The sequence below is a fragment of the Williamsia sp. SKLECPSW1 genome, assembly GCF_054332755.1.
This window is the reverse complement of the sequence record NZ_JBTGLI010000001.1, coordinates 1,667,000-1,683,110: the sequence shown is the minus strand read 5'-3', so window position 1 is coordinate 1,683,110 and position 16,111 is coordinate 1,667,000. Positions and strand designations below refer to the sequence as shown.

Annotated in this window: 18 protein-coding genes; 8 read left to right on the top strand and 10 right to left on the bottom strand. The window is 70.4% G+C overall.

Annotated features, from left to right (window positions below):
- Positions 1 to 12 precede the first annotated feature (12 nt).
- A complete protein-coding gene (locus tag ACXVUM_RS07630; protein WP_458521222.1) occupies positions 13 to 564 on the bottom strand; it encodes a DUF6790 family protein in 552 nt (183 codons plus the stop codon).
- Positions 565 to 623: 59 nt separating this feature from the next.
- Here ACXVUM_RS07630 and ACXVUM_RS07625 point away from each other — a divergent pair, with 59 nt between their 5' ends.
- Entirely contained in the window at positions 624 to 1,103 is a 480-nt protein-coding gene (locus ACXVUM_RS07625) for a MarR family winged helix-turn-helix transcriptional regulator (protein WP_458521221.1), read from the top strand.
- On the opposite strand, the gene ACXVUM_RS07620 is transcribed toward ACXVUM_RS07625, so the two are convergent.
- Genes ACXVUM_RS07620 through ACXVUM_RS07610 form a run of 3 tightly spaced genes read right to left on the bottom strand, consistent with a single transcriptional unit; the run spans position 1,076 to position 3,463 of the window.
- On the bottom strand, positions 1,076 to 1,945 hold the full coding sequence (locus ACXVUM_RS07620) for a sulfurtransferase (RefSeq protein ID WP_458521220.1): 870 nt from the start codon (positions 1,943 to 1,945) through the stop codon (positions 1,076 to 1,078). The genes ACXVUM_RS07625 and ACXVUM_RS07620 overlap by 28 nt on opposite strands.
- A 33-nt stretch (positions 1,946 to 1,978) precedes the next feature.
- On the bottom strand, positions 1,979 to 3,025 hold the full coding sequence (locus ACXVUM_RS07615) for a hypothetical protein (protein ID WP_458521219.1): 1,047 nt from the start codon (positions 3,023 to 3,025) through the stop codon (positions 1,979 to 1,981).
- A gap of 54 nt (positions 3,026 to 3,079) precedes the next feature.
- Entirely contained in the window at positions 3,080 to 3,463 is a 384-nt protein-coding gene (locus ACXVUM_RS07610; RefSeq protein WP_458521218.1) for a nuclear transport factor 2 family protein, read from the bottom strand.
- 247 nt (positions 3,464 to 3,710) lie between these two features.
- Here ACXVUM_RS07610 and ACXVUM_RS07605 point away from each other — a divergent pair, with 247 nt between their 5' ends.
- The 5 genes from ACXVUM_RS07605 to ACXVUM_RS07585 all read left to right on the top strand — a co-directional run bounded on the left by ACXVUM_RS07605 (position 3,711) and on the right by ACXVUM_RS07585 (position 9,142).
- Entirely contained in the window at positions 3,711 to 4,703 is a 993-nt protein-coding gene (locus ACXVUM_RS07605; RefSeq protein ID WP_458521217.1) for a GGDEF domain-containing protein, read from the top strand.
- Complete coding sequence (locus tag ACXVUM_RS07600; RefSeq protein WP_458521216.1) at positions 4,703 to 5,371, top strand: GntR family transcriptional regulator; 669 nt, start codon at positions 4,703 to 4,705, stop codon at positions 5,369 to 5,371. Before ACXVUM_RS07605 ends, ACXVUM_RS07600 begins: the two co-directional genes overlap by 1 nt.
- Before the next feature lie 71 nt (positions 5,372 to 5,442).
- Positions 5,443 to 6,846, top strand: a complete 1,404-nt coding sequence (locus ACXVUM_RS07595; protein ID WP_458521215.1) for an allophanate hydrolase — start codon at positions 5,443 to 5,445, stop codon at positions 6,844 to 6,846.
- The gene (locus tag ACXVUM_RS07590) at positions 6,843 to 7,547 is read left to right on the top strand and encodes a cysteine hydrolase family protein (protein WP_458521214.1); all 705 of its coding nucleotides are present in this window, start codon (positions 6,843 to 6,845) and stop codon (positions 7,545 to 7,547) included. Before ACXVUM_RS07595 ends, ACXVUM_RS07590 begins: the two co-directional genes overlap by 4 nt.
- On the top strand, positions 7,544 to 9,142 hold the full coding sequence (locus tag ACXVUM_RS07585; RefSeq protein WP_458521213.1) for a regulator: 1,599 nt from the start codon (positions 7,544 to 7,546) through the stop codon (positions 9,140 to 9,142). Before ACXVUM_RS07590 ends, ACXVUM_RS07585 begins: the two co-directional genes overlap by 4 nt.
- 21 nt (positions 9,143 to 9,163) lie before the next feature.
- Here ACXVUM_RS07585 and ACXVUM_RS07580 read toward each other — a convergent pair whose 3' ends face one another.
- A complete protein-coding gene (locus ACXVUM_RS07580) occupies positions 9,164 to 9,661 on the bottom strand; it encodes a DUF427 domain-containing protein (RefSeq protein ID WP_458521212.1) in 498 nt (165 codons plus the stop codon).
- Between the two features lie 140 nt (positions 9,662 to 9,801).
- Here ACXVUM_RS07580 and ACXVUM_RS07575 point away from each other — a divergent pair, with 140 nt between their 5' ends.
- A complete protein-coding gene (locus tag ACXVUM_RS07575) occupies positions 9,802 to 11,217 on the top strand; it encodes an MFS transporter (protein ID WP_458522816.1) in 1,416 nt (471 codons plus the stop codon).
- A 1-nt stretch (position 11,218) separates the two neighbouring features.
- Here the strand turns inward: ACXVUM_RS07575 and ACXVUM_RS07570 are convergent, their stop codons facing one another.
- The 5 genes from ACXVUM_RS07570 to ACXVUM_RS07550 form a co-directional block, all read right to left on the bottom strand.
- Complete coding sequence (locus tag ACXVUM_RS07570) at positions 11,219 to 11,842, bottom strand: response regulator (protein ID WP_458521211.1); 624 nt, start codon at positions 11,840 to 11,842, stop codon at positions 11,219 to 11,221.
- Complete coding sequence (locus ACXVUM_RS07565) at positions 11,839 to 13,035, bottom strand: sensor histidine kinase (RefSeq protein ID WP_458521210.1); 1,197 nt, start codon at positions 13,033 to 13,035, stop codon at positions 11,839 to 11,841. Before ACXVUM_RS07565 ends, ACXVUM_RS07570 begins: the two co-directional genes overlap by 4 nt.
- Positions 13,036 to 13,086: 51 nt before the next feature.
- Positions 13,087 to 13,875: an ABC transporter permease gene (locus tag ACXVUM_RS07560; protein WP_458521209.1), complete on the bottom strand. Its 789-nt coding sequence runs from the start codon at positions 13,873 to 13,875 to the stop codon at positions 13,087 to 13,089.
- A complete protein-coding gene (locus ACXVUM_RS07555; RefSeq protein WP_458521208.1) occupies positions 13,872 to 14,783 on the bottom strand; it encodes an ABC transporter ATP-binding protein in 912 nt (303 codons plus the stop codon). The genes ACXVUM_RS07560 and ACXVUM_RS07555 overlap by 4 nt, the downstream gene beginning before the upstream one ends.
- 73 nt (positions 14,784 to 14,856) lie before the next feature.
- Complete coding sequence (locus ACXVUM_RS07550; protein WP_458521207.1) at positions 14,857 to 15,354, bottom strand: SRPBCC family protein; 498 nt, start codon at positions 15,352 to 15,354, stop codon at positions 14,857 to 14,859.
- Between the two features lie 114 nt (positions 15,355 to 15,468).
- Here ACXVUM_RS07550 and ACXVUM_RS07545 point away from each other — a divergent pair, with 114 nt between their 5' ends.
- Positions 15,469 to 16,089: a TetR/AcrR family transcriptional regulator gene (locus tag ACXVUM_RS07545; protein WP_458522815.1), complete on the top strand. Its 621-nt coding sequence runs from the start codon at positions 15,469 to 15,471 to the stop codon at positions 16,087 to 16,089.
- Positions 16,090 to 16,111 lie beyond the last annotated feature (22 nt).

Below are 16,111 nucleotides of genomic sequence, written 5' to 3'. Positions count from 1 at the left end.
ACCACTCGGAGTTCAGCGGACCGGAACCGGCGACGTCGCGGAGAACGGCGCCCCGGCCGCCGCTGTGCCCGTGTCGGCACCTGGGGGTCGGCTGATCACCGCGAGGATGACCATCACTGCGGGGATCACGAAGTCGTAGAGGAGGACGCCACCGGTGTTCCCCGGATCCCAGTTCCCGTGTGCCACCGACTGATGGACGTGCCCGAGCGCGGCCCCCCACAGGAACGTGCCGGCCATCAGCCCGGTGGTGATGCGTTCTCGCCGACCGGCGTGGATCGCGCGGAACGCCGCGACGGCGAGCCCGAGGTTGGCGCAGGCGATCTCGGTCACGAACGGCGTCTGCGCGTATCCGATCGCCGTGGTCATGACGGTGGGGGCCACGAGGAACGAGATGGCCATCCAGGCGCTCCCGCACCCGAGCGCCACCACCGCCCACCAGCGCTGCCAGATCTCCAGCCGCTGCGATCTCGTGAAGCGTGACGAGTGGATGCTCGCGCCGATCACGGCCGCGAGGATCCAGACGACGGGAACGGAGGTCTGCGTCACGAACGCTGCTGAGGACATGGCATTGAGACTTGCACACGCAAGGTTGCGCGTGCAAGTGTGGAAGGTAGATTCACATCATGGACGACGGATTGGCAGACCTGCTGCACCGTGTGGTCGCGATCTTCGGGGAGATCGCCCGGAGTCGGATCGCCTCGGCGTCGACGTCGGCGGGCCTCACCTACACGCAGATTCGCATCATCGGTTCGCTCGAGGAGTCGCCGAGGATGACCCAGCGACAGTTGGCCGACGTCATCGGGCTGTCGGAAGCTGCGACATCTCGCGCGCTGCGAACCCTTCGGGACGCCGGGTTCGTCGAGACCGTCGTCGACGAGACCCATGCCGGGCGACGGCTGGCGACCGCCACCCGCGCCGGCCTGGACACATTCCATTCATCCGGCGTGGCCATGGAGAGCGAACTGCGGGACTGGCTTGTGCGGGAGGGGTTCCCGTACGAGGACTATGTGGCCGAATCGAAGCGGTTGGCCGACCTGCTCGCCTCACTGACACGTACCCCGACGGCGGCGCCGAGTCATGGCCTGCCGAGGTCACCGGGATGATCCGGGAACACTGCCGCGGCCGTCGACGCGGGGCGGTCCGGATCGGACGACCACTGTGACCACGACCCCGGGTAGAGAGCGGCGTCGACGCCCGCGATCGCCAGGGCCGCGATCTCGTGGGCGGCGGTGACACCGGATCCGCAGTAGACGGCGACGGGGGTGGCGGGGTCGACGCCGAGCGCGGCGAAGCGTGTACGCAGGTCGCCGGGCTCGAGGAACCGGTTCGAGCGGTCCAGGTTCTCGGCGGTCGGCGCGCTGATCGCGCCGGGTACGTGTCCGGCGCGGGGGTCGACGGGCTCGGTCTCACCGCGGTAGCGCTCGCTCGCCCGGGCGTCGAGGAGCGTTCCGCGGAACGCGGCCACCTCGTCGGCGTCGACGGTCGGCAGGTGTCCTGGGTGCAGCGTCACCGTCCCCGCCGCCGGTGCCGGCTCGTCGCCGACGTGGAGATCGTGGCCGGCCTCCAGCCACGCTGTCAGGCCACCGTCGAGGAGCAGCACGTCGTCGAGACCGGCCCATCGCAGCAGCCACCAGGCACGGGCCGCGGACTGGTTGCCGTTGTCGTCGTGGGCGACGACGGTGCGTCCGGAAGTGATCCCCCATCGACGGGCGGCGTCCTGGAGGACGGCGATGTCGGGCAACGGGTGTCGGCCGGATGCCGGATCCGACGGCCCTGCCAGTTCGGTGTCGAGGTCGACGTACACCGCCCCGGGGATGTGCCCCTCCCGGTGGCGCTCACGACCGCGGTCGTCGCCCAGTCGCCACCGGACGTCGAGCACCACCGGCGGGTCCGACGACCCCAGCCGGGCGGCGAGCTCGTCGACCCCGATCGTCACCTGTGCCATCGACCCTCCTCGACGTCGGACCCACAGCCCTGTCTACCCCCGCCGGCTCTCGTCCCGCTGCCGCCGCGCCCGCTCGCGATACCCGTAGGTCGCCTCCAGGATGTCGTCGTAGCTGTCGGCGCTCGATCCGACCGCACCGGCGACGGTCCCCATCGAGGTCGCCAGCCAGGCCAGACAGATGTAGCCGCGCAGCCCGGCGTCGCCGCCGATCTGGGAATCGAGATACCCGTCCTGGATGACGGCGAGAGCCGCGCACAAGGTGACGACCAGCAACCCCACATAGAGCACCCCGGCGTTCAGCACGATCGTGACGGTGGTGGCCGCGTTGTAGAGCCGCGCCCGGTAGCGGGGTAGTTCACCGCGCGTCTCCCACAAGCGGTTGTTGACGATCAGCCAGACCGTCATCACGACGATCGACAGCACCGACAGGCCGGCGAGCCGCCAGAGGCTCAGTGCGTTCGCCATCGCCCAGATCGACGAGTAGAAGACACCGAACGACGCTGTCGCCGCGGCGGCGGCCATCACGCCGGTCAGCGTCGGGATGAGGCGCCACGGTCGGTTGCCGCGCACCATCCCCATGACCATGCGGGTCCGGCCGAACAGCGACCGGGTCGCCAGGTACTCGGCGTGATCGGTGTCGCCGGCGAACCAGTGCGCCCCGCGGACGGTGGGGGACGCGTCGCCGTCCCGCAGGCGCGCGATGGCGTCGGAGATGACCGTGATCAGCCGCCGGTGCGGGGCCACCCCGAGCGCCGGCAGGGACACCAGGACCGTCGACGCCTCGTGGTCGATCTCCACCAACAGCTCACGACTGCCGCGCAACCGGGGGAACTCGGTCACGACGACGGCGGCCGCCGAGTCCCGCCGGGTGCGCTCGATGAGTTCGGGCACCTGCAGCGACCCCTCGGGGTCCAACGTCACCGGTTCGGTCTCGACGGTCAGCGACGAGACGCCGAGCCGGTCCCTCAGCCTGTCGGCCAGACGGTCACGGATGTGATCGACCGTGTCGGTGGGAGGGCCGGGGTCGGCGACGATGCGGATGTCGTCCCACGACGATCCGGACTTCTGCGTTGTGGCCACCCGATTCCAGTACCCGCCGGATCGGGCCGTCACACGTGGCGCGTCACACCGGGGTCAGGAGACCGCGATGTCCTTCTCGGGGTCCCAGACGGCGCGCATGCTGACGACACGGGCGTCGTCGTCGAACCGCATGATGTCGACGGGGGTGACGGTGAAGGTGTTGTCGCCGGCCTTGGTGTGGAGCACGAACTCGAACACCGCGGTGTCGCCGGCGACGCGGACCCATCTCAGCTCCGTGGACGGGCTCATCGCGCAGACACCGCCGTAGAACTCCAGCAGCGACTCGCGTGTGGTGCGGAGATCGCTGCCGATCGGGTCCTCCACCGTCGCGCCGTCGGCGAAGAGCCCGACGACGGCCTCGGCGTCGCCGGAGGCGAGGTGGGCGACATAGTTCTGCACCGTCTCGGTGATGCGATCTGTGGACAAACCGGTGGTCACGGGCAGGCCTCCTGTGAAAACGAGAACGTGTTCTAGTGTCTGGCAGAGTAGCGCAACCCACCGGATGACCGTGTCCGGCCGCACGAACCGTGCTCCGCATAGGAGAATCGGCCGTGAGAGGTCGCGGCCGCCCGGCCCGACCCGGCTCGACCCGACGACGGCCCCGATCCGGAGGTGCACCCTGAGACGCTCGCTGGCCGGTGGTATCGCCTGGCTGTGTCTGCTGATCGCGGCCGCATGGGTCGCGATGATCTGGGCGCCGGGTGGACCCGACTCGACCGCGCGGTACGCCCTGATCGGTGTCGCCGTGGCGCTCGCGGCCGTCGTGGCGATCGTCTGGCTGTCCCGGCCCGACCCCGACCCCCGCATCCGGACCGCATTCGTCGTCGCGGCGGACGTCGCAGCGCTCGCGGCCGGTGTCGCCGCCGTCGACGGCCGGGTCGGACTCGTCGCGACCATCCCCCTGGCGTTCGTCGGCATCTACTCCGCCGCGTTCTCCACCCGCGCGGCGTTCGGCGGCCAGATGATCGCCGCGGCCGCGGTGGTCTTCGTGGTGACCGTGATCGGCGTCGCCGACGGCGGCGAGGACATCGCCGAGTTGTCGCCGTTCGTGGTGCAGGCCGCGTTTGCGGCGCTCGCGCTGCCGGTCATCCTGCATCATGGTCTGACCATCGCCGGACGAGCACGGCCGGCACAGACGGGGGAGCCGATGCAGGACACGCTGACCGATGTACTCACACGCCACGGGCTCTACTCGGCGGCGCAGACGAGCCTGTCGGCGCTGAACCGCAAGAGCCGTCTGGTGGTCGTGCGGGTGCACCTCGACCAGTTCCAGGACATCACGGTCGGTGACGGTCGGGAACGCGGCGAGCAGGTGCTCAAGCGTGTCGCCCACCGACTCGCCCAGGGTGTCCGCGGTGGTGACTTCGTCGCCCGCACCGGGGACGCCGAGTTCTCCGCCCTGGCCGGCGTGACCGACGAGGGCGTCGAGATCTTCGCGAACCGGTTCCGGGAACTGGTCTTCGACGTCGAGGACCCCGTGCCCGTCAGCGCGAGCGTCGGTGTCGCCTTCTCGGCGACGCCCATCGCGTCGTCGGACGTGCAGCGCGCGATCGACGATCTCCTCCACCGCGCCGAGGTCGCCATGCAGACCGCACAGGACGCGGGCGGCGATCGGGTCGAGATCGACTGGGACGGCGAGGGGGCCACCACGGGGGGTCAGGCGGGCACGAGCCCCTGATGGCCCAGCCCGTCGACATCGCCGAGGGCGCGTTGCCGGTCAGCCTGGTCGACGTCGCCCGGGACAGGGTCCGCGACGCGATCTTCGACGGCACGCTCGCACCGGGCGACAAGGTCGTGGAGGAACGGCTGTGCTCGTCGCTCGGCATCAGCCGCGCCCCGCTGCGCGAGGCCCTTCGGCTGCTCGCGCAGCAGGGACTGGTGGTCCAGACACCGCGACGCGGCTCCCGGGTCGCGGAGTGGTCGCCCACCGACATCCGGCAACTCTTCGGCCTGCGACTGGCGTTGGAACGGCACGCCGTCGACCTGGCGATCCCGATGGCCGATCCCGATCGGCAGCTCGCCCCGGTCCGGGCGGCCCTCGAGACGATGCGCACCGCGACCACCCCGCTCGATCGCGATGACGCACACCGGTGTTTCCACGCCGCGGTGGTGGCGCTCGCCGGCAACCGTCAGCTCGACCTCGCGCTCGAGCCGATACTGCTGAAGCTGCAGCTCCCCATGGCGCTGAACCTGCGCACGGAGGCCCGCCGTCGCGACCCCGACGACGGGATCCGACGGCACGAACTGATCGTCGAGGCCCTCGCCGAGAACGATCGCGACATCATCCTCGCCGCGCTCCGGGACCACGGACACCTCGATCACCTGGACCTGCACGACGCCACCTGACGTGTGAGACCGCTTACACGATCGACACACAGCCGCATTCGCCGCGCCACAATTCTGTCGACAATCGACACATGCAGAAGTCGAAAGGCCTGGTCACAGGCCCCGCGGCCGGCCCATCGGTGTCCGAGATCCTCGACGATCACCGGTCGGGCCCGGGATCACCCGCCGCGACGGCGTCCCGGGTCGCCGCCGCCATCGCAGCGGCGGGCGACGACGGGACCTGGCTGTACACGGTCCCCGCCGACGAACTGATCGCCTCCGCAGCAGCTCTCGAACGACGCCCCGACGCGGCCGACCTCCCGCTCTACGGGGTGCCGTTCGGGGTCAAGGACAGCATCGACGTCGCCGGCGTCCCGACGACGCTGTCGTGTCCCGACTACGCCTACACGGCCACCACCACCGCACCCGCGGTCCAGCGCCTGCTCGACGCTGGCGCGGTGTTCGTCGGCAAGACGAACCTCGATCAGTTCGCCACCGGCCTGAACGGCACCCGGACCCCGTACACCGTGCCGCGCAGCGTCTACGGCGACGAGCTGATCTGCGGAGGGTCGAGTTCCGGGTCGGCCCGGGCCGTGGCGCTGGGCCAGGTGCCGTTCGCCGTCGCCACCGACACCGCGGGGTCGGGGCGGGTGCCGGCGGCGTTGAACGGCGTGATCGGGCTCAAGCCGTCGCGCGGGCTGATCAGCACCGTCGGACTGGTCCCCGCCTGCCGGTCGCTGGACTGCATCACGCTGATGGCGGGGTCCGTCGACGACGCCGATCGCGCCTTCGACGTGATGGTGGGCCGCGACGACCGGGACCCGTGGTCGCGTGACCGGGGCCCGCGGTTCGACGGTCGCCCGGTCCGCGTGGGCCTGCCGCCCGAGGACGATCTGACGTTCTTCGGCGACACCGCCGTGGCCGACGTGCACGCCGGTGTCCGCGACCGCATCCGTGCGACGGACACCACCGACATCGTCTCGCTCGCACCGTTCCTCGCGGCGGGCGAGCTCCTGTACCAGGGGCCGTGGGTGGCCGAGCGGCTCGTCGTGTTCGGCGACTTCCTCGCCGAACACCCCGACTCCATCCATCCCGTCGTCCGGGACATCCTGCAGGGCGGGCTGCGCTACACGGCCGTCGACGCCTTCGCCGCCCTCGCACGACTACAGGAACTCCGCGCCGAGGTCACCCGCCTGTTCGAGGACGTCGACATCCTGGTGGTCCCCACCATCGGGACCACCTTCCGCGTGGCCGACGTCCTGGCACGGCCGATCGAGTGCAACACGATCCTCGGCCACTACACGCACTTCGGCAATCTCCTCGACCTCCTCGGCGTCGCCGTCCCGACAGGTGTGACCGTCGACGGACGGCCCACGGGCATCACGGTTCTCGCCCCCGCCGGTCGGGACGACCTTGCTCTGGACTGGGCCGCGCGGTTCCTCGGACAGACCCGCGAGCACGCCGGTGAGCTCTCCGGTGCGGCGGTCGCGCGATGACCGCGCTCGTCGGTGCAGCCCGTCCCGGTCCATACACCTTCGACGTCTCCACGACGGCGCTCGTGGTCATCGACATGCAGCGGGACTTCCTGCTGCCGGGCGGTTTCGGCGAGACGCTGGGCAACGACGTCTCCCTGCTCGCCGAGGTGGTGCCGCCCCTGCAGCGGCTGCTCGCGGCGGCGCGGGCGGTGGGGATGACGATCGTGCACACCCGCGAGGGGCACCGGCCCGACCTGTCGGACTGCCCACCCGCCAAGCTGTCCCGCGGCCGGCCGTCGCTGCGGATCGGGGAGGAGGGCGCTTTCGGCCGCATCCTGGTGCGCGGGGAGTACGGCCACGACTTCGTCGACGAGTTGACGCCGGAGCCAGGCGAATTCGTCGTCGACAAGCCCGGCAAAGGCGCCTTCCACGCGACGGACTTCGGCGACATACTCGCCGACGCGGGCGTCACGCACCTGGTGGTGACGGGCGTGACGACGGAGGTGTGCGTGCACACCACCATCCGCGAGGCCAACGACCGCGGCTACGACTGCCTGCTCGTGTCCGATTGCTGCGGTTCCTACTTCCCCGAGTTCCACCGCGTCGCGCTGGAGATGGTCGCCGCCCAGGGCGGCATCTTCGGCTGGGTCGCGGAGTCGACCGACGTGATCGACGCCCTGTCGACCACACCGCAGCCCACCGAATCCAGGAGCCATCCATGACCGCCGACACGACTTCCCCGGACACCCAGGCGACCCCACCCCCGCCCGGGTCGACGCCGAGACTGCCGTGGTGGACGCGCGGTGACACCAACGCGTTCTTCGGACTCGGCTTCAACATCCTCGTCAACGTCCTGACGCTGACCGGTCTCATGATCGGCGTCGTGCAGTTGCCGTCGGCGGATGTGCTCGGGACGGTGCTGCCGGCCCTGGGTGTCGCGCTGATCCTCGGCAACGTCTACTACACCGTCCTCGCCCGACGACTCGCGACGCGGGAGAGACGGTCCGACGTGACCGCGCTGCCCTACGGGCCGAGCGTGCCGCACATGTTCATCGTCGTGTTCGTCGTCATGCTGCCGGTGTACCTGTCCACCAAGGACGCGATGCAGGCCTGGCAGGCCGGGGTCGCATGGGCGTTCATGATCGGCGTCATCGTGATGATCGGTGCCTTCGTCGGTCCGTACATCCGACGGCTCACACCCCGCGCCGCCATGCTCGGCACCCTCGCCGGCATCTCGCTGACGTTCATCGCGATGCGGCCCGCCGCGCAGATGTGGGACGCAGCCTGGATCGGACTCCCCGTCCTCGCGATCATCGTCATCGGGTTCTTCACCGACGTGCGACTGCCCGGGAACATCCCGGTCGGTCTGGCCGCCCTCCTGGTCGGCAGCGCCATCGGCTGGATCGGCGGCTACATGTCGGCCCCCGATGTGTCGCAGGCGATCTCGGACGTGTCGGTGGGGCTGCCCGATCAGCGTTTCGACATGCTGTTCTCCGGGCTCGGTCACCTCGCACCGCTGTTGGGGACGGCGATCCCGCTGGGCGTCTACAACTTCACCGAGGCGATGAGCAACGTGGAGAGCGCCGCCGCGGCCGGCGACAGCTACAACCTGCGCAGCGTGCTGCTCGCCGACGGTGCCGGCGCGATCATCGGTTCGGCCTTCGGATCCCCGTTCCCGCCGGCGGTGTACATCGGTCATCCGGGGTGGAAGGACGCCGGCGGCCGGACGGGGTACTCGCTGGGGAGCGGCATCGCGATCGGGCTGCTGTGTTTCCTGGGGCTGTTCGGCGTTCTCGACGCGCTGCTACCCGTCCCGGCGATCGTCCCGATCCTGCTCTACATCGGACTGCTCATCGGCGCGCAGGCGTTCCAGGCGGTGCCGAGGCTGCACGCCGTCGCCGTCGTCGCCGCGATCCTGCCGAACCTCGCGCAGTGGGCGTCGGGTCTCATCGACAACGCGCTCAGCGCCGCGGGCACCACAGCCGACAAGGTGGGCGACCCCGCGTTGAACAGCGCCGGCGTCGTGTACGACGGACTCCGGACCTTCGGTGAAGGCGCGGTGCTGGTGGGTCTCGTGCTGGGCACCATGGTGACCTTCGTGCTGGAGAAGAAGTTCCTGCACGCCGCGATCGCATCCGGGGTGGGTGCGGTCCTGTCGTTCATCGGGCTGATCCACGCGCCGGAGGTGGCGTGGGCCGCGAACCCCCAGGTGGCCCTGGGATATCTGTTCTTCGGTGTGGTGTGCGTCCTGTACTGGTTCCTGCCGGGGGCACGGACCGCGGTCGAGGTCGACGACAGCGACGTCGTCGAGGTGTGAGCCGGTCCGTGGTGTGCCGGCCTACCAGCCCATCGAGCCGGGGATCCCCTTGAACGGCCCCACGACCCTGCTCGTCACCCAGCCGCCGTAGAAGCTGCCCGGCTGCGGGATCACGGTCTCCCCGTCGACGGTCGCGCGGTCGACGAGTGCGGGCATCACGGCGATCGCCCCGGCGAGGTCGGTGAAGCCAGGGGTGGGGCGGGGGTAGGTCCACGCCGCGCGGTGCGCTCGCTTCTCCGGGGTGACCAGGTCGAAGTACGCGGCCTCACCCTTCCACTCGCACCACGAGGCGCCGTCGGTCGGTTGCAGCACCCCGTCGACGAATGCGTCCTGCGGCACGTAGTAGGTCGGCGGGTGGCTCGTCTCGAGCACACGCCAGCCCCGCGTCGTCGACGCGATGGTCTGGCCGCCGAGTTCGATGGTGATCGACCCGGCGAAGGTCTCGAGGCGAGGCGGTCGGGGGTAGTCCCAGACGGATTCCTGACCGGGGCCGGGCTTCTCCGGGGTGGGATGTCGCATCACCCCAGCGTACGGGTGGCGCATCCGTGATCGACGCTGTTCCGTACGCTCACAAAATGAGCACCGACGTCGAGGAACGGCCCGAGAACTGGGAAGTGGACCAGCTACGACGCTCCCGATGGGCGGCTCTGCGGGACCTCATGCGCGCCAAGCCGCCGCTGACGAGGGAGTCGATCACCGTCGTCGACGCGCCGATGCTGAAGCGGGCGGTCACCGCCGCGGCCCTCGGCAACATGATGGAGTGGTTCGACTTCGGGGTGTACGGCTACCTCGCCGCCACCCTCGGCAAGGTCTTCTACCCGTCCGCGTCGAGCAGCGCGCAGCTGTTGGCCACGTTCGCGACCTTCGCCGCCGCGTTCATCGTCCGGCCCCTCGGCGGCATGTTCTTCGGGCCCCTCGGCGACAAGATCGGCCGGCAGAAGGTGCTCGCGGCCACGATGATCATGATGTCGGTCGGCACCTTCGCCGTCGGACTCATCCCGAGCTACGGCTCGATCGGGATCTGGGCACCGATCCTGTTGCTCGTCGCGCGCATGGTGCAGGGGTTCTCCACCGGAGGCGAGTACGGCGGTGCGACGACGTTCATCGCCGAGTACGCACCCGACCGCAGGCGCGGATTCCTCGGCAGCTGGCTGGATTTCGGCACCTTCATCGGCTACTCGATGGGGTCGTTGCTCGTGACCGCGCTCAACGCGGGCCTGGGCAGCGAGACCATGACGGACTGGGGCTGGCGGATCCCGTTCTTCGTCGCCGGGCCGATGGGACTGATCGGGTTGTATCTCCGACTGAAACTCGAGGACACGCCGGCGTATCGCGCCCAGCTCGACCAGCACGAGGAGAAGGTCAAGGAGACGCAGACCGGTGGTCGCAACATCCGCGCCATCTTCGTCGACCACTGGCGCGCGCTGCTCATCTGCGTCGGCCTGGTGATCCTCTACAACGTCACCAACTACATGGTGACCGCCTACCTGCCGACCTACTTCACCGACGTCATCGGCCGCAGTCAGCTCAGCGCCGACCTGTTGGTGCTGCTCGCGATGCTGGTGGTGGTCGCGTTGATCGTCGTGATCGGCCGCCTGTCCGACCACGTCGGCCGGCGACCCGTGTTCGCCGTCGCCGCGATCGGTCAGATCGTGCTGGCCGTCCCGGCGTTCTGGTTGCTCGACCAGAAGCCGATCTGGGCGCCGATCATCGCGTGCATCGTGCTGGGAGTCCTGCTCGCCGGGTTCGCCGCGCCGACGGCCGCGACGCTCCCCGCGCTCTTCCCCACCGTGGTCCGCTACGGCGCTCTGTCGATCGGCTTCAACATCGCGGTCTCCGCCTTCGGCGGCACCACCCCGCTGGCCACCTCCGCACTGGTGACGGTCACCGGCAACCACCTGATGCCCGCCTTCTACCTCATCGCGAGCGGGGTGGTCGGCCTGGTCGCCGTCGCGTTCCTGCGCGAGACCGCGACGGCGCCGCTCACCGGATCGCCGCCACAGGTCGACGACGACGAGGCGGCCACCCGACTGTTCGCCGAGGCGAAAGAGGCTGTGGCGGCCGACAGGACGTGAGTCAGAGGACGCCGCGTTCGTAGGCGACGCGCACCGCGGCGGCCCGGTCGCGTACGCCGAGCTTCGAATAGATGTGCAGCAGATGGGTCTTGACCGTCGCCTCGCTGATGACGAGCGACCTCGCGACCGTGCGGTTCGTCCCGCCGTCGGCGATGCCCGCGAGCACCTCCACCTCGCGCGCGGTCAGCTCCTCGGCGGGTCGGCGTCCCATCAGGGTGGCGACGGCGACCGGCGCGAGGACGGTACGTCCCGCGGCCGCATCGACGACGGCGGCGACGAGTTCGTCGCGGCCGAGCGCCTTCAGCAGGTAGCCGTCCGCGCCGGCGTCGACCGCCGAGGTGATGTCGCGATCCGACTCGTAGGTGGTGAGGACGAGGATGACCGGTCGCCGCGGATTCCGCTGCCGGAGTTCGACGATCGCGGGGACACCGTCGCCGCCCGGCATCCGCAGGTCCATCAGCACGACGTCGGGATCGTGACGGGCGGTCAGCGCGACGGCCTCGGGCCCGGACGACGCCGACGCCACCACCGCGATCCGCTCGTCGGACGACAACATCCCCGTCACACCGTCGCGGACGATCGGGTGGTCGTCCGTGACGAGCACGGTGATCGGGTGCTCGCTCATGCCGGCACCGCCGCGCTGACCACACATCCCGACCCCGGTGTGGTGACGACGCAGACCGTCCCGCCCGCGCCGGCGACCCGCTCGCGCATCCCCCGCAACCCGTTGCCCTCGTGGACACTGCCGGTGTCGAAACCCGCACCGTCGTCGACGATGTCGAGGAGGACACCTTCCTCCACGTAGGACAGGCGGACCCGGACGCTCGACGCCGCCGCATGGCGCGACACGTTCGACAGTGCCTCCTGACAGATCCGGAGGAGGTCCTGGTCGCTGTCCGTCGGGACGAGGTCGCCGTCGACGGTCACGCTGGTCTCGATCCGGTGCACGGTTCCCCAGGCGTCGACGAGATCGGTGAGCGCCACCGGCAGGGGCGCGGTGTCGAGCATGGGGGAACGCAAGGCGTAGACCGCCCGACGGGCCTCGCTCAGACCTGCACGGGCCAACGTCTTCGCGGTGTCCACCCGGGGGCCCCACGCGCCGTCGGCGTCGATCGCCTCCAGTTGACTGACGATCGCGACGAGGTCCTGCGCGACGGTGTCGTGGATCTCGCGGGACAGCCGCGCGCGCTCCTCCAGGACCCCTTGTTCGCGGGCGCGCTCGAGCAGTTGGTCCTGCAGCTGCGCGTTGCGTCGCTGAGCCTCCTCGAGCGCGGTGACCGCCGCCTCGCGGTCGGCCACCTCACGGTCGCGCCTCGCCCCGACCCAGCTGAACAGGACCACCAGAGCGGTGTTCACTGCGATCAGCGCCAGGTACGCCGGCCACGCTCGGGGCACCTCGCCGAACCCGCCGACCTGGGCGGCGGCGGTGATCACGGCGTTCGCCGCCATCGCCGTCCACAGGGCGGCACCGGAGAACAGCATCAGCGCGGTCAGGTATCCCATGAAGGCGTAGATCCCGAAGAACGGGCTCGTCGCGATCAGACCGGTCGTGACGGCGAACTGCGCCACGAAGACCGCGGCGCGGGTCGGGGTCGTCAGCGTCGCCGCCCGGATCCAGGTGAACGGCAGGAGGAATGCCGCGACCGACAGCCCGATCAGCGCCCACATCCGCCACCCCGACGTGGTGATCCCGGTGAGGACGCTGACGAGCGCGGAGACCAGGATGAGGCCGGCCGGGACGAGGACGAGGAACACCGGCGCGATGTCGAAGCGATCCCAGTTCAGTGGCTGGGCCGCGGCGCGTCGGGAGGCACCCATGACGGGATTCTCCCACGGTCTCCGGCCCACGACGGGCGCCGCGGGCACGTCTCACTCCCAGCGGAAGGTCCGCACGGCGACCGCCGCGAGGACCACCGTCCAGGCGGCGAGCACACCGAGGTACATCAGCTGCGGCCATGCCCCGTGAACGCTGTCGGTCAGTGCCCCGACGGCGGCGCCGCTCGGCGTCGCGTCGGACACCCCGCGCAGCCACCCCGGCATCGTCGCGCGCGGCACCCACAGGCCGGCGAAGAACTGGAGCGCGAAGAACAGGACCGTCCCGACCGCAGCCGCGATCTTGTTGTGGCGCAGCGTGCTCGCGATGACCATGCCGATGGACAGCATCGCGGCGGCGGCGAGGACGAACGACACGACGAAACCCATGGGGTTGCCCGGTAGGGGCGCACCGGTCGCGGTGGGGACCAGCACCATCAGCGCCGCCACCACCACCTCGACGGCGAACGTGAGGACCACCTGCGCGGTGAGCAGCGCCGCCGGTGAGGCCGGCGTCGTCCGCAGTCGCTTCAGGATGCCCATCTCGCGGTACCGGGTCAGCACGTCCGGGAGGATCTGGACACTGAGCAACACGGCCGAGAACATCACCAGGACGGGCTGATACGCGCCGAAGACGCTGAGACCACCGAGGTCCGCGACGGGCCGACGCGTGGCGGGGACGGCGCCGAGGACCACCGCGGCGATCACCGGAAGCGCGGCGACCCACACCACCAGTGCCGGGTTGCGGCGCATCAGGCGCGCCTCGGAGATCAGCACGGGACGCAGTCCGCGAGGCAGGGATGCGGCGGTCGCCGTCGGACGGTGCAGAACAGCGTGCGTGGTCATCGGGACACCTTTCCGGGATCGGTGAGTGCGACGAACGCGTCGTCCAGGGTGGGTTCGTCGACGTGGAGATGCTGTGCGCTGGAGCCGTTGTCGCGCAGGATCGTCACGATGTCGGCGAGCGCGTCGTCGGTGCCGCGGATGCGCAGCGCCGTGCCCGACTCGACGACGTCGGAGACGCTGGGGAGTCGACGCAGCAGATCGACGTCGATCGGGGTGGACGGCGTGACACTGATGACCCGCCCGCCCGCCACGCGGCCGGCGAGGTCGGCGGGGGTCCCCTGCGCGACGACGCGGCCGTGGTCGATGAGGACGACGCGGTCACAGAGGCGCTGCGCCTCCTCCATGAAGTGGGAGACCAGCAGCAGGGTGACGCCGTCGGCACGCAGGTCCTCCAGCAGCGACCACACCTCGCGACGCGCCTGCGGGTCGAGCCCGGTGGTCAGCTCGTCGAGGATCGCCACGCGTGGCCGCCCGACCAGTGCCAGCGCCACCGACAGGCGCTGCTTCTGGCCGCCGGACAGCGACGCGAAGGGGACGGTGAGGTGGTCGGCGAGTCCCAGCCGGGCGGCGAGCTCACCGGTGTCCGCGGGGTGGGCGTACAGGGCTGCGTAGAGCTCCAGCGCCTCACCGACACGCAACTTTGCCGGCAGCGTCGACTCCTGCAGCTGGATGCCGAGGATCTCGCGGAAACCCGCGCTCTCGTGGGCCGGGTCGAACCCGGCGACGTCCACGACCCCGCCGTCGCGGTCGCGGAGCCCGCCGATGCACTCGACCGTGGTCGTCTTGCCCGCCCCGTTGGGGCCGAGGACGCCGACGATCTCGCCCTCCTCCACGGTGAACCCGACGTCGACGACGCCACGGCCGCCGGGATATGTCTTCGCCAGCTGTTCGACTCGGATGATCGCCATGCGTCCACGCTCGCCGAGTTCGGCGGCGGGGACATCAACCGGTCGGTGAGACCGGGATCAACCGATCGGTGGATCAGCGCGGCGAGGCCCCGGGATACCCGCGGCGCACGGTGCGGGCGAGGATCCCGAGCGTCGCGCGGAGGGATTCGGGATTGATCACCGGGAAGAGGCCGGCGTCGCGGTAGTCGGGGTGGATGTCCGACCAGTCGAGATACGAGGTCACCAGGGTGGCGTCGCCGTCGGCTTCGAGGCGGTACCCGTAGACGTGCCCGATGGGCGGTCGCATCACACCGACGATGGTCCAGGCGATCTCGCGGTCGGGTTCGAACGCGGTGATGGTGACGGTGACGTCGTACTCCCCCATCGGCCGGTCGCCGAGCGCCTCGCGGTCCATGTGGACGACGAAGGTGTCGCCCGCGGCGGTGACGCGCTCGCCGTCGGCGGACATCAGCATCCCCGACGAGTCGATCGCCACGTGTCCCTGCGGATCGGTCAGTACGGCGAACACGTCCGCCTGCGTCGCGTCGATCCGACGCTGCGCCTCGAGACGGGACGGCTGATCGGTGCCCATGCACCCGAGGCTACGTCGACGCGTGTGTTCCTCCGGGGCGCTGCGTTGACTACCGTGTGATCACCAACAGGTGTTTCGACCGCGTCGGGGGTTCGGTCGCCGGGAACGAGAGGTCTGACCATCGACGCACAATCCGGGACATCCGCGCGTACCGACGACGCGACCCACACGCCTGCCCCGGGGACCACGCGCCGCGAGAGCATCAGGACGGCGGCGGTCGCCGTGCTGGCCGATCGCGGCCCCCGCGGGTTCACCCATCGCGCCGTCGACGCGGAGGCCGGCCTCGGCCAGGGCGCGGTGAACTACCACGCACCGTCGCGGTCGAAGTTGCTCTCCCTCGCGCTCGAGGAGGTGTTCCAGCGAGACCTGGACACCGTCGTCCGGCACTTCGCCCTCGAGGACTGGTCACCGGCCAGCGTCGTCGCGGCGCTCACCGGCTTCGTCCGGGAGATGACGTCGGGGGAGAACCGGCAACGCGTCATCGCTCGGCACCACCTGCGTGGCGAGGCGATGACCAACGCGGAGATGCGTGAGGCGTTCGACACCCAGCAGGCACAGTTCCTGCAGGCGGTCACCGACGGCTTCGCCGCCGCCGGCAATCCCATCGGGACCGCGCGGGCGGAGCTGTTCCGCATGGCCGTCGAAGGACTGATGACCCGGCAGGTCATGTACGGCCAGACCCCTCTGCCGGACGACGTCGTCGACGAGATCGCCTGGCTGCTCGTCACCCCGTAGCGACGCCGCGGCACTGTCCACA

What these genes read in the sequence shown, in the direction of transcription:
- ACXVUM_RS07630 (WP_458521222.1), bottom strand. Translation starts at nt 564, where the DNA reads ATGTCCTCAGCAGCGTTCGTGACGCAGACCTCCGTTCCCGTCGTCTGG.
- ACXVUM_RS07625 (WP_458521221.1), top strand. Translation starts at nt 624, where the DNA reads ATGGACGACGGATTGGCAGACCTGCTGCACCGTGTGGTCGCGATCTTC.
- ACXVUM_RS07620 (WP_458521220.1), bottom strand. Translation starts at nt 1,945, where the DNA reads ATGGCACAGGTGACGATCGGGGTCGACGAGCTCGCCGCCCGGCTGGGG.
- ACXVUM_RS07605 (WP_458521217.1), top strand. Translation starts at nt 3,711, where the DNA reads ATGATCTGGGCGCCGGGTGGACCCGACTCGACCGCGCGGTACGCCCTG.
- ACXVUM_RS07600 (WP_458521216.1), top strand. Translation starts at nt 4,703, where the DNA reads ATGGCCCAGCCCGTCGACATCGCCGAGGGCGCGTTGCCGGTCAGCCTG.
- ACXVUM_RS07595 (WP_458521215.1), top strand. Translation starts at nt 5,443, where the DNA reads ATGCAGAAGTCGAAAGGCCTGGTCACAGGCCCCGCGGCCGGCCCATCG.
- ACXVUM_RS07590 (WP_458521214.1), top strand. Translation starts at nt 6,843, where the DNA reads ATGACCGCGCTCGTCGGTGCAGCCCGTCCCGGTCCATACACCTTCGAC.
- ACXVUM_RS07585 (WP_458521213.1), top strand. Translation starts at nt 7,544, where the DNA reads ATGACCGCCGACACGACTTCCCCGGACACCCAGGCGACCCCACCCCCG.
- ACXVUM_RS07580 (WP_458521212.1), bottom strand. Translation starts at nt 9,661, where the DNA reads ATGCGACATCCCACCCCGGAGAAGCCCGGCCCCGGTCAGGAATCCGTC.
- ACXVUM_RS07575 (WP_458522816.1), top strand. Translation starts at nt 9,802, where the DNA reads ATGCGCGCCAAGCCGCCGCTGACGAGGGAGTCGATCACCGTCGTCGAC.
- ACXVUM_RS07570 (WP_458521211.1), bottom strand. Translation starts at nt 11,842, where the DNA reads ATGAGCGAGCACCCGATCACCGTGCTCGTCACGGACGACCACCCGATC.
- ACXVUM_RS07565 (WP_458521210.1), bottom strand. Translation starts at nt 13,035, where the DNA reads ATGGGTGCCTCCCGACGCGCCGCGGCCCAGCCACTGAACTGGGATCGC.
- ACXVUM_RS07560 (WP_458521209.1), bottom strand. Translation starts at nt 13,875, where the DNA reads ATGACCACGCACGCTGTTCTGCACCGTCCGACGGCGACCGCCGCATCC.
- ACXVUM_RS07555 (WP_458521208.1), bottom strand. Translation starts at nt 14,783, where the DNA reads ATGGCGATCATCCGAGTCGAACAGCTGGCGAAGACATATCCCGGCGGC.
- ACXVUM_RS07550 (WP_458521207.1), bottom strand. Translation starts at nt 15,354, where the DNA reads ATGGGCACCGATCAGCCGTCCCGTCTCGAGGCGCAGCGTCGGATCGAC.